General features: G+C 33.1%; 1 protein-coding gene. It reads right to left on the reverse strand.

The annotated features are described in order from the left end of the window. On the reverse strand, nucleotides 1–278 hold a 278-nt coding region (locus HZY83_RS00020), incomplete at both ends, for a Cna B-type domain-containing protein (RefSeq protein WP_179942082.1).

A 278-nucleotide genomic window follows, 5' to 3' on the forward strand; every position in this document is an offset into this window, starting at 1 on the left:
CATTTGATAGTAAATTTACTGTGATGCTTGTTGGGCGTTTTCCATCTTGGTTATTATTATCTTCCCAAGCTTTTACTCCAGTAACTTGTGTATTTTCTGGCGTGTATTTGTTTGTTATGTTGTATCCGTTAATTTCTGTTGTATAACCGTAAACTTGATTTTCTGTTACTGTGTAATTTACTTCTTGTCCGTCTTTATATTTCGGCAAGTTTGTAAATTCGTAACTCCAGTTATCTTGCTCGCTTACTTCTTTACTTTGAACTAATTCTCCATTTGAT

This window comes from Gemella sp. GH3, from assembly GCF_013415425.1.
In the GTDB taxonomy this organism is placed as follows: Bacteria; Bacillota; Bacilli; order Staphylococcales; family Gemellaceae; genus Gemelliphila.